Origin of the sequence: Synechococcus sp. UW140, from assembly GCF_900474295.1 — a bacterium.
Lineage (GTDB): Bacteria > Cyanobacteriota > Cyanobacteriia > PCC-6307 > Cyanobiaceae > Synechococcus_C.
The window spans coordinates 80,459-91,811 of record NZ_UCOB01000004.1; the positions used below are offsets into that span (position 1 = coordinate 80,459).

General features: G+C 51.5%; 10 protein-coding genes. 3 read left to right on the forward strand and 7 right to left on the reverse strand.

Annotated features, from left to right (window positions below; translation table 11 throughout):
- The first annotated feature begins 104 nt into the window (after positions 1–104).
- Complete coding sequence (gene ppk2, locus DXY10_RS02065; RefSeq protein WP_244281887.1) at positions 105–1,064, forward strand: polyphosphate kinase 2; 960 nt, start codon at positions 105–107, stop codon at positions 1,062–1,064.
- A gap of 742 nt (positions 1,065–1,806) precedes the next feature.
- Positions 1,807–2,082 carry a DUF1330 domain-containing protein gene (locus DXY10_RS02070; RefSeq protein WP_170955659.1) on the forward strand — a complete coding sequence of 92 codons (276 nt, stop codon included), beginning with the start codon at positions 1,807–1,809 and terminating at the stop codon, positions 2,080–2,082.
- An 89-nt stretch (positions 2,083–2,171) separates the two neighbouring features.
- Here DXY10_RS02070 and DXY10_RS02075 read toward each other — a convergent pair whose 3' ends face one another.
- From DXY10_RS02075 to DXY10_RS14400, 7 genes are all read right to left on the reverse strand, one after another.
- Positions 2,172–2,354: a hypothetical protein gene (locus DXY10_RS02075; protein WP_115015570.1), complete on the reverse strand. Its 183-nt coding sequence runs from the start codon at positions 2,352–2,354 to the stop codon at positions 2,172–2,174.
- Between the two features lie 1,786 nt (positions 2,355–4,140).
- A complete protein-coding gene (gene chrA, locus DXY10_RS02095; protein ID WP_115015579.1) occupies positions 4,141–5,325 on the reverse strand; it encodes a chromate efflux transporter in 1,185 nt (394 codons plus the stop codon).
- Positions 5,326–5,673: 348 nt separating this feature from the next.
- The gene (gene arsB, locus DXY10_RS02100) at positions 5,674–6,684 is read right to left on the reverse strand and encodes an ACR3 family arsenite efflux transporter (RefSeq protein ID WP_115015582.1); all 1,011 of its coding nucleotides are present in this window, start codon (positions 6,682–6,684) and stop codon (positions 5,674–5,676) included.
- Between the two features lie 878 nt (positions 6,685–7,562).
- Positions 7,563–7,733, reverse strand: coding sequence for a hypothetical protein (locus tag DXY10_RS14395; RefSeq protein WP_170955660.1), 171 nt, complete (start codon positions 7,731–7,733; stop codon positions 7,563–7,565).
- Positions 7,734–8,064: 331 nt separating this feature from the next.
- A complete protein-coding gene (locus tag DXY10_RS02105) occupies positions 8,065–8,313 on the reverse strand; it encodes a DUF3136 domain-containing protein (protein ID WP_115015609.1) in 249 nt (82 codons plus the stop codon).
- A gap of 435 nt (positions 8,314–8,748) precedes the next feature.
- A complete protein-coding gene (locus tag DXY10_RS02110; protein WP_115015585.1) occupies positions 8,749–9,258 on the reverse strand; it encodes a hypothetical protein in 510 nt (169 codons plus the stop codon).
- Positions 9,259–10,317: 1,059 nt separating this feature from the next.
- Positions 10,318–10,458: a hypothetical protein gene (locus DXY10_RS14400; protein WP_170955661.1), complete on the reverse strand. Its 141-nt coding sequence runs from the start codon at positions 10,456–10,458 to the stop codon at positions 10,318–10,320.
- Between the two features lie 363 nt (positions 10,459–10,821).
- Here DXY10_RS14400 and DXY10_RS14180 point away from each other — a divergent pair, with 363 nt between their 5' ends.
- On the forward strand, positions 10,822–11,031 hold the full coding sequence (locus DXY10_RS14180) for a hypothetical protein (protein ID WP_136989009.1): 210 nt from the start codon (positions 10,822–10,824) through the stop codon (positions 11,029–11,031).
- Positions 11,032–11,353: the final 322 nt, after the last annotated feature.

Here is an 11,353-nt window from a genome sequence, read left to right on the forward strand (position 1 = left end):
AGAGCTGATCTTTTTTGTCAGATAGAGACAGGCAGTCCTTTGACGCGATGGCGCATCTAGGCAGGCTCCGCAACACGTGCAAGCAGACAATGGGTAAGAAGACAATGGCTAAGAAGGATCGCCACAAACACTCCTCCAAGCAACAGTCCCATCAAGGCGAGAACCAGCGGATCAAACTGCCAAAAACGATGATCGCTGGGCTCGATGGCAGCGAACAGGACTTTCGCCAAACTTCTGAACTTTTAGACGAGTTTTTGGAGGCTAGGAGCCGCCAAGTTAAGCCGCTCAAGAAGAACATCTACGAGTCTGAGCTGGAACGTCTGCAATCCGATCTGGTGAAGATGCAGTACTGGGTGAAAGCCACGGGTTTTCGCATCATCGTGTTGTTTGAGGGGCGTGATGCCGCGGGCAAGGGTGGCACGATTAAGCGTCTGACTGAGCCGATGAATCCCAGGGGCTGCCGTGTGGTTGCTCTTGGTACGCCTTCTGACCAGCAAAAAACACAGTGGTATTTCCAGCGCTATGTGGAGCATTTCCCTAGTGCGGGTGAGATCGTTGTCTTTGATCGCAGCTGGTACAACCGCGCCGGAGTGGAGCGGGTCATGGGCTTCTGTTCAGAAGAACAAGTTGAACAGTTCCTCGATGATTGCCCCCGTTTTGAGCAGATGCTTGTGAACAGCGGCATCTTGTTGCTCAAGTATTGGTTTTCTGTCAGTGATACGGAGCAGGAGGTCCGTTTTCAGTCCCGAATTGATGATCCAACACGGCGCTGGAAGCTCAGTCCAATGGATCTTGAAGCACGCAATCGCTGGGTTGAATTTTCGAAAGCAAAGGATGTGATGTTCGCACATACCAACATTCCTGAGGCGCCTTGGTTTACGGTCGAAGCCGACGACAAGCGCAGGGCAAGACTCAATTGTCTGCGCCATGTTCTTAGTAAGGTGCCCTGGGAAGATATGACACCACCGGCGATTACGTTGCCCGATCGGCCGCAGCAAGGGGATTACACCAGGCCACCTATCAATGAACAGTTCTTTGTTCCTAATGCATATCCTTACGATTAACTTTGATTCAAGGCTCTTTAGGCCATTTTTCTTGTTTGTCCTCTGGGGTCTCTTTGAGCCTTGTACGTTCTGATGGTGTTGTCGTCTGTTTCTCTTCGAATCATGCGTTCAGGGCCAGTCAAGTCCATTGGCATGACAGCTATGACGACCCTGATCAGGATTGAGGTGTCACGTCGTGTTTCGTTTCTGGTTGCTGTTGTCATGGGGTGTTGCGGTCGCTGCTTGAACTGCCTATACCTTGCCAAGCAGCACCTCGAGCATGGATCTACCACGCAACTGGAGGGAGCAAGACAGCGAGCGTCTTGAATTTTGGTGGCAGGAAAGATTGAGGACGTTGATGCAGGAGAGAGAGGTGCATCACGCAATCGCTCTGTTTGAAGAGTTTGAGCTAGAGCAGAAGCTCAATGTCAATAATCTCTAGCCAGTGTGTTCAGGACCAATCTGTTTGGACGTTGAGAGAGTGGAGGCTTGGAGTCTCCCGCTCAGCATGCTTACGGGAATACGAATGCTATTCATCAAGATTGTGGAGGTGTGCCCCCAGTCCCCTTGGTTGTTTCCGTGAGTCTCAAAGCCTTGCTGCGTTGTGGCGCGTTGGGGTTTTTCTGCCTAGAAGACCTGTGGTTTTTGTGCTCAGACCATGAAAGTGAATGTGACCGCTGTCGTTGCTATTGCGGCTGGTTCTGTTGGGCTGATCGTTGGAGCACTTCTCCCTAAGCCAGAGCAGGCTTAGGGTCTCGCTGTCGTGACTGGCACCACTGAAAAGACGCCTGTCATGAAGGACTACGTGTCAAAGTTGCAACCCTTGCTTGAAAAGGCCGGTTGTGCGTATGTCAGCCGCGACTACGACACTCTCTATATGGAGGGGAAAGGCGGCCCCATGACTGTCATCGTTGGCTGCAAGGGCGCCAGCAAGGACCAAGGAGTGGCGTTCTTTAATAGCCCTGAATATCAGGAGCTGGTTGAGCTGCGTGCTCCCTACACCAGCTGGCAGTTCCGACTTGTGCAGGCGAAATTCTGATCAACTCCTAGGTCTGCACAACTGGCAACGTCTCGGCAGCACGGTTTTGCAGGCTGACCTTGCTCGAAGCCAAAGCCTCTGGCGATTTCTCAGCCCAGAGGCATGCGGCATCCCAGTTGGATGTTGCCTTGATCAATCAGGCGGCCAAGGCGAAGGGCCGTGGCTTCTTCCGTGCGGTTGAAGTTGGGCTGTTGGCTGGTGAGCCAGTCAACCTCGTTTTCGGTGATCACCCCAGTTGACATCGCTTCGAGGAACAATTCTCCGAGGGTCATGACTTTGCTCTAAGTGGCTGCACCCTGATCGAGATGAACTCGGCTCGCATGACCCCCTCAACTTTCTTCATGGATGAGAGGTGGGGCTTGGTCTATGTCAATGGATTTCGATTGCGCACCATGTGTTCATTGTTGTGGATGTTGACTGTGGTAATCGGCGGGTGGCTGGCCAGGAGAGTCATTCTCAAATACCAGAGTCTGGGTGCTCTTCAATGAGTTTCTTTTGGTCGATGCCTTTATTTTTCGATTTGTCTGTTGATGTGATTTCTTCTTCTCACCAGATGTTTTTGTCTGACTTGTTTTTCTGCAAGCCTGCCCAGTTGAGCCGCACGACCCACCCACCAAATAATTCCGATAGTTCTTCGATGCTCGGCTCTTGATCGGCTAATGCTGTGTCGATCTAGTCAGAGTTGGCACTCGTCAACTTTTGCGATTCATTAGGTTGTTCGTTGCGTTCCGGTGTTGTCTCCTCAATGCCTTCATGTTCTCACCCATCTGGAGAACCACAACGCTGCACTCTTGTGATTCTCCAGGCAGCTTCTGGTAAAGCTCAGGCGAGGGAGGCCGTTCCTTTTGAAACCGAACCTATTGCTGCTGTTTTCTTTGTTGTGGCTAAGCCTTTCTCTTGCCGCTGAATAATAGAATTCCAGGAAATGCGGCTAATGGAGTGACACCAGCTGCAGCGGTATAAAGCGCATAGATGGTTAGGTCGGCAGAGCCCCAGGCTGGATCATACAAAACCGACAGCATAATCACCCAAAGATACACGCCAAGAACTATGGATAGGAAGCAAAAGATATTGTCTTTCCTCCACTTTGGCCCTATTCGCCATCCTATGTAAAGCAGCAATATTGAAGTTGTAATGCTTCCAATGAAAACGGCAAGTAGGACAAGGAAGAAAAGAATCATCACTGTCATTAATACTGCCTCAAACTGAGGGTATGAGGTCTCCAGCTTACTTCCCTAAAGTCCAAACGGGCGATGAATCAAGTAGTCCGTGCTTAATGATGTCGCAGTAGAAGTAGACATTGGCTCCGTCAGAGGTCGTTACCGTCGCATTGATCTCTGTCTTTGTCCTGTCAGAAAATTCAACGGGTGCCTTGGTAGTCTGCGTCTTGGGTTGTAGACGCAGACCAAGAATCGCCAGCGCCTTCTCGTCAGTTATTTGCTTATTTCGCCACTGCTGATAGACAACGGCTGATGTTGAACAACTTGTCAAAAGCATTGCCGCAACTGGGATAAGGAGAGACTTCATTTGGTGCTTCTTGGGAGTCTGATTTCCTCTCTCGCGCTATCTGTAGACAGATTGACTTCTATGTCTGGTGCTCCAATTGCTATTGCGGCGGCTATTGATGCTATGCCGAGTGTCAATGGGATTGTGATGAATGGGTCCAATCATGAGGCGCTGTTGACTCATTGGTAGCAACGTTTATGACTTGCTGATTTCTTCCATCAATCATGGAGAGACCAGCTAAGTGCCAACCCGCCTTCACAACTCAGCAATCCAGAAGTGTCAATGCTTTTGAAGGTTGGTACTGCCTATGTGCCAGTTCATCGAGAACTGACCCCTCTTAGAGACGAAAAAGAATGATCTCGATTTGTACAGACTCCGCTCGTCTCGCACAAAAAAACAGTGACAAGAGAGGGACAAGCCCACAAACCCTCTGCAATCACGAGCTAGTTGGGGGCAGCAGCGGCCACCAGCGCCAATGCTGGTTGGCAGGAATCACACCTGCCCCAACCACAACGCTCTTCTTCCACCGGGGTGATTCTGTAGCTCCGTCGGTCATGAAAGGGTCAATCCGCCCACCACGGCACAAAACAGCACCACACGCCAGGCTGGCTGACGCCAACACACCAACAGCAAAAAAACCACCAATGCCAAGCTCAACTCAAGACTGCTTCTGATCCCCGCTTGCCAGACGGGTTGAAATAAGGCAGCTAGCAGGATGCCCACCACGGAAGCATTGATCCCGAGCAACACGCGACGCATCGTGCGGAGACGGCCAAGATCGCTCCAGAAGGGCAGGATGCCTCCGAGCAGCAAGAAGGAAGGGAAATAGAGAGCGATGAGAGCCAGCAGAGAACCGGCGATACCCTCAAGCCCTGGCTGCAGATTAAAGCCAAGAAAAGCCGCGAAACTAAACATCGGCCCCGGCACCGCCTGAGCTGCGCCGTAACCCGCTAAAAACTGCTCAAGATCGATCCAACCGCTTGGCACAAGCGCTTGTTCCAAGAGAGGCAGCACCACATGACCGCCACCAAACACCATGGATCCTGCGCGCACAAATCCACTGAGCTGCTGCACAACAAGCGGCCTAGCGATGGCTGAGAGCCAAGGCAGCCCCATGAACAGCACCACCGCCAATCCAAGCAAAACCACAGCCACTGAGCGCTGAAGCGGAAGAATGAGACGTTCTGGTTCCGAAGGCTCCTGGCCAGGTGGCGTGAGCAAAAACAAACCCACCAGGCCACCCAACATCAGCACCAGCACCTGAGCCCAGGCGCGAGGCACCAACAGCACTAGAACAGCTGCCAAAACCATCACGCTGGCCCGCTGCCGATCAGGAGCGAGTTTTCGCTGAAGGGAAAGAACAGCTTGAGCCACCACGGCTACAGCGGCCACCAGCAGGCCTTGCAGCCAGCCACCTTCAATCCAAGTGGGATGGGCCATCAGTAGGGCGGCCGCCAGCACCATCAACACAGCAGACGGCAATGTGAATCCAACCCAGGCCGCCAGCCCCCCAAGCCAGCCGGCCCTCATCAGACCCAGGCCCATACCCACCTGAGAACTCGAAGGACCTGGCAACAGCTGACAGAGCGCAACCAGATCGGCATAGGCCTCAGGTGTGATCCAACGCTCGCGCTGCACAAAGCGCTCATGGAAGTAGCCAAGGTGCGCAACTGGTCCCCCGAAGGAGGTGGAACCCAATACAAAAAACTGAAGAAACACCTCCAGTAGGGCAGGCATGACGGAACAAACTTCTCCTCAAGACGCTATTAAGGCCAAGTCAGACCGTCGGATGCGTAGAACACACCTCCCTACCGCAAACCTTATATTCATTGTTCTCGAACAATCAAGATCATTCGCCATTAATTGTTTGAGGAGAAAATAAATGGAAACCATGTTTTGATAGAAGAGTCATCGCTGAGACCTAATCGATATCAATCTCACGTTGAGCAGAGATCATCAACAGGAGATAAATTTAGTTCATCCGTCTGGTTCGGTAGCCCAGGTTGGCATCAAGCTAGGTTGACTCAACGTCAAGAATTCGAGTCGAAACAGGCAGCATTATATTAACAACAGCGTCACTGAATCTCAACCAGGAAACAAACGATGGTTGCGATTGGCAATCGCCACGAGCGACAACATCACTGGCACCTCAACCAGCACTCCCACCACGGTGGCAAGCGCCGCGCCGGAATTCAATCCAAACAGACTGATCGCCACTGCAACTGCCAACTCAAAGAAATTGGAGGCTCCGATCATGGCGCCGGGGGCTGCGATCGAGCGAAGCTGTCCTGCAAAACGCATCCAAACGGCCGTGATCCAGAAGATCAGATAGGTCTGAAGAGTTAGTGGAATTGCGATCAAGACAATTGCCAGCGGATTGGCAAGAATCGCCTGGGCCTGCACCACAAATAGCAAGAAAACAGTGACGATCAGAGCTGTTATCGCCAGGGGTTTGAGTCGAGCTTCCAAGTGCTCAATTCTGCGGCTGCTACGCAGGCACAATCGGGTCATCCAACCGGCCACCAGTGGAACAACAACGAACAACCCTACCGCTGTGAGCATTGTGTCCCAAGGCACAAGCACATCCGATACACCGAGCAAGAGTGCAGCAATGGGTGCGAAAGCGAACACCATGATCAAGTCATTCACCGCCACCTGTACAAGGGTGTAGTTGGGGTCGCCATCACTCAAGCGACTCCACACGAACACCATTGCAGTGCAGGGTGCGACCCCAAGAAGAATCATTCCGGCCACGTACTCCTGACCGATGGCTTCCGGTATCCAGGCGGAAAAGAGGCCGCGAATGAACAGCCAAGCCAGGGCTGTCATGGTGAGGGGCTTAATCAGCCAATTGACCGCAGCTGTAATCAGAAGACCACGCGGTTGCTGAGAGATTCCACCAATCGATGAGAAGTCCACGGCCAGCATCATCGGGAAAATCATTCCCCAGATCAGAACTGCAATCGGCAGGTTGATCCCAGCAGCCTCCAACGAGGCGATGCCAACCCCAAGGCCAGGGAGCAGCCCACCAAGAGCAACCCCGGCCATAATCGCCAAACCGACCCAAAGAGAGAGATAACGTTCGAAAAAGCCCAAAGAAGCATCAAGAAGACTTCTTGCAATGACTTTATGTCGCTGCAAGCCTCCACAGGAAAAGACTGACCATAAGCGATCAATGATGATGAAACGAAATGGAGAGCTCGCTACGCAACACTCCAGAGATTCAGAGCTCTCTGTTGAGAACCTTTTCCATGACAGCAACAATGGCAAGAAGGTCTCAGAGTCTCAGAGGCGTCACAGCGCAGTTAGTGGCGCTGTGACGGACCGACTTAGTCTTACGTCAACGGCTTTTCCGCTGGAGCATTGTTGGTTTTGGCGGGCTGTTTGGCAGAGAAGTCGACACCTCAGCGAGGATCTACCTACCTCTGGTAGCGATATCAAGAACACATCAGAGTGATCGGTGATCAGAAAGATTTGATCAACCGTCCCGTGGTATCCCAGCCTCCGAAGCAGTCACCATCTCCGAATGCATCGCTGCAGCTGATGACCTGCGCTGGCTTGCGCTGAATGCTTTTCATAGGAAATCCTCGATGTCATCCTCCCTTTCAAATGCCTGAACTGAAAGTGCTGTAATTACAAATACAAGACCGACCAAGGCTTCCATGACAAATGGACTGTGAGTTGCTTAATCATCAACCTCAGCCAGGGAGGCTTGCGTGACAATGACTACCCATTCAAAATCTCGACGGCTCAAATTGGTATGCAAAAACACCTTTGACAAACAATGAGTACATATCCCCAAGAGCCTTTAAAATCAAATGACCGATCAGTCTTCATCTGGGGAGCCAATCAACACGGGCTAGCAAAGTCTGTATTTTTAGCTGCAATGAGTTCAGAGAACCGGTCAGTTTCAAGTTCAAGCCAAAAAAACGAAGAAATTCAGACCATCCAGCACTACCTTCAGTGATCCATGCTCAATATTGCTCAGGCAGACCAAGCTCCTTGTCATCGGCAAATTCCATGATCAACGCTGCTGCATCCCGCCCCCTACCCCGAAACTTGAGGAAGTCGACCCGCCGGTCGCACCAAATGATGCTGTGCGGGTGGATTGGAATGGCTGGCATCCCCGCAAAAGAGTGATCCATCCAAACGGATGCTATTCCACACAACTTATTCGCTTGGCAAAGTGCTGCAGGCATCGTTACGGATAGTAGGTAGCCACCATTACACGGCCATCAAGAGACGAGCAGCTAATTGCGGCAGAGTAGGGAATCCCTATCACCACTCGAAATACCAGTTGCTGAATACAAAATGAAGCGATCGTCACCCGTCATCCACGAGAACGCCTTGCGTATAGCTGTAAACACGAAACACTTCAGTCGATCTAGGTCCAACCGGCCTAAGCGTTTGGTTGCGTCGATGACTGCCTTGGGACGGCTGCCTTGGGATGAAGGCCATTAAACACCTGATTTTCCATCACGACAGCCAGGACTGAGCGATTGGCGAAGGCTGCAGGTCGCGCTGATAGCGACGGATTAGATCTTCAGGCGAGCGATGCTTCCGAGGAAGGCTGGTATGGAGGCGCTGCAAGTAATCCCAACAGCGCGTTCTTCGAATTCTTTGGAGGTCTGCTCCCTGAGAGACCAAAGTGCGAAGGGCGACGCAATAGCTGGGGAAGCCGGCCTCCAGATCACCAATCGTGAGGTCCGTTTTTGCAGAGCTCATCAACAGATCGCGCTGTGAAGGCACTCTTGTTGAAACCCATCCATCCTGTCGGTTGCCTAGATCACCGTGGTGGTTGGCGATGGGTTCCAGGCTCAAACAAGCTTGTCATCTCAGTGAGCGAAGAATCCACGGTTGTTGCGGCTGGAAGTGGTCACGATTCTGTTGTGGTCGCTGACAGGCAAATATGGACACACTGAAGACTTTCCACTGGGTACGGATAACGCGGATCGAGTGTCAAGCCTGCAAGAGCTGGCTGACCTAAACAGTCGTTAGGAGTCGCGCTTGCAAACGTCGCCGTGAAGAGGAACCACAGATAGCTGAAACGGTGCGGAATCGGTTTAAAACTCTCATGGCGTCTAGCCATGCCCCCTTCAATAGAGCAATAGTCAAAGCACAGTTAAGCTGCAATGCCAAGAACTAATCACTTAGAGCGCATTAGTAAGGATAATCCCATGCAATTGCTTGAACAGGAAGTATTTCCCAAGGAGCAGGAAGCATTCGCTTGCCACTGACAATGCGTTGATGCTGCTCACTTGTCCAAAGAAGACTTCCAATCAACCAATTAGGGAGTAAGGCTAGAAGACGAGCCTCAAACTCTTGATCAATATCTTTCTCATCGTACATTACCAATACAGTCATTACCTCTGAATCTGTTAGATGACCGCGCACTAGCCAAGTCAGCAAAGGCTCTGGTATCGCGGATCTTGTGAGATTGAGATTTTCTTGAACGGCATGGACCATTTCATGACGGAGCACGTGTTGGAGATCATGTCCAGCTCGTGCAGCATTGCTTTGACATAGCTCAATCAAGTTGGTGTGAGAAATGTACTCACCCATCAGTGATTGGTTGTTTTGACATTCGCGACCTCCCTCCACCACCGTCACACCTGAAAGAACAAGAAAAATCGATAACGCGACATCAGTCACAACCGCTTCCTTAACCATCCCTTAAGAACCTGCCTCTGTTCTGGGCCTGTCGAGAGCGCTGCTCAATACAACTTTTCAATCCCGCCACATCCCTTGGCAGGTCAACCTGTGCGAGTCGTCAAAGGCTGTGAGCTCTTCGCTTGGGCATAGCTTCTGAACCAGCCGAGTCTTAACAATGACCTTCGGGGTCCGTTCGAGCATTCAAGCCATGCAACCGGCGCAAGGATTGTTGCACCAACCATTTATTTAAATTGGATTTCAAGCTGTTGTCGTGATCGTTCACGACAACAGGGTGACTGGGATGGAATTGTGTCCAGCTGAACGAATTCCCACGTCAGCTGATGCCAATGAGTTGTCTGCCTCTCTACCCAGTCATGAACTAAAGGCCTGCAAGATTTGGACTTACTTTCTAGTCATCCTTCGGTGCTGAGTTGAATTAAAAGCTAAGTATATTCAAATATAATTCCAGGTATTAGCAAGGTTTGCAATGCCGTATCGCCTTTGAACTTAATGGATCATGTCTTAGATGGAGAAGTCGAGCCTTGCCAAGATGAGGCTTGGCATTTGCAATGCTCAGTACGCCACTTCCGTAATACCGTATGGGGCTTCGGAGAACTGGCAGGCATTGGGTCGAGCTTGCCCTCTGCCAAGGCTTTGGCTCGTCTGTACATCTGGCTTGATGTAGAACCAGCGGCTCCATTGCTTTGGCGACGCCACCCCAGCTAAGGATTGCCATAGACATTTAAAATTGGCTGGTAGAAGTCGAAAATCTGCCAGCAGGCTGACTTTGTTTTGATCGTGATGTTTGCGCAGAGTCGATGACACATCAAAAAATTTAATTGATTTGATTGCTTTTGTCCCAGGAATGTACTGAGCATCAATAATGCTTTATAGTTAAGTTGGTTTCATCGAAATGAAAAGATGCGCCTTGCGCCGGAGACATTCGCCACCAAGGCATGAGCTAAGAGATGGCATTGTGTTGCTCCGGGAGAGGTGGAATGTCTGCTGCCATACACCGGAAGGTAGTGATCCGCACCACGGCCAGACCCTTCAAACCACTAGAAGAAACCTGAGGATCTAATCCCGATGGAAATCCACACCGCTCACGCCGAACCCATTGGCGAATTCATCCATGACGGCCGTCACAAGCCCTTTCGTGCCTTGGCTTGCCAAGTAGGCCTGAGCTCCCAACCAAGAATCTCGAGAGAGCCGATTCATCCGGCGGACTGGCTCGAGCTCTACAGGCAGAAATAGGCGTGATTCTCAAGCTGGGCGCCGCAAAGAGTGAATCCCCCTCGCTGGATGCCAGCTCTACCTGTATTGAGATGACGTGTTCGCAAAGAGTGGTGTCTGTCGAACGATTGGCAGGGCTCGATGGAGATGATGGCGTCAAGAGAACACCGAGCTGTTGATACACCTACTCCTGTGCCACGTGGGCGTTGTAAAGAAGTTAAAGATGGGCGCCTACGCGCGATCAGTTTGATGCCGATCTCATGTGGTGATCGATGTTGTTAAATCCAGGTGAATTTTGGATTCGTCAAGAGGTTTCATGGCTACCTAAGCAGAAGTGACAAACTGGTCATGGCGGAGCACGAGGGTCAGAAACTCACGCCACGCGAGATGGTGAGAGCGCATCTTCCGATTGTTCTTGATCTGATCAAAACGGCCTCGCTTGTGGTGATCGCTGCAACGGGAATTCACCTCAGTCATCACATTCATGACATGGCTCATGAAGGGATGATCTGGCGTGATCCGCCTGCAGAGAATCATCAGGGTGAGCACAAGCACTGACATCAAAGCAGCGATGACGTCACAGCAGCACTGCATCAAATGCAGCCTTGCTAGCAGGCCATGAGCCAATCAAAAGCCCCGCCATTGGCGGGGCTTTGTTTTGTTGTGCCGGGGGATGGATCAGTCCTCACCTCCAATGACTGCCCTGCTTTCCCACGCCTTGGTGTTGTATTGCTTTCAGCCCGCAGGCATCAGGCTCCCCGGCGGTGTGATCAGTAGCCGTAACGGGGCTGCTGCGAATAGCCATAAGCAGGTTGGTGATACACAGGAGCCTGAGGCGCAGGGGCGTAGTTCACCGTCTGATAGCCGTAGCCAGGCTGCT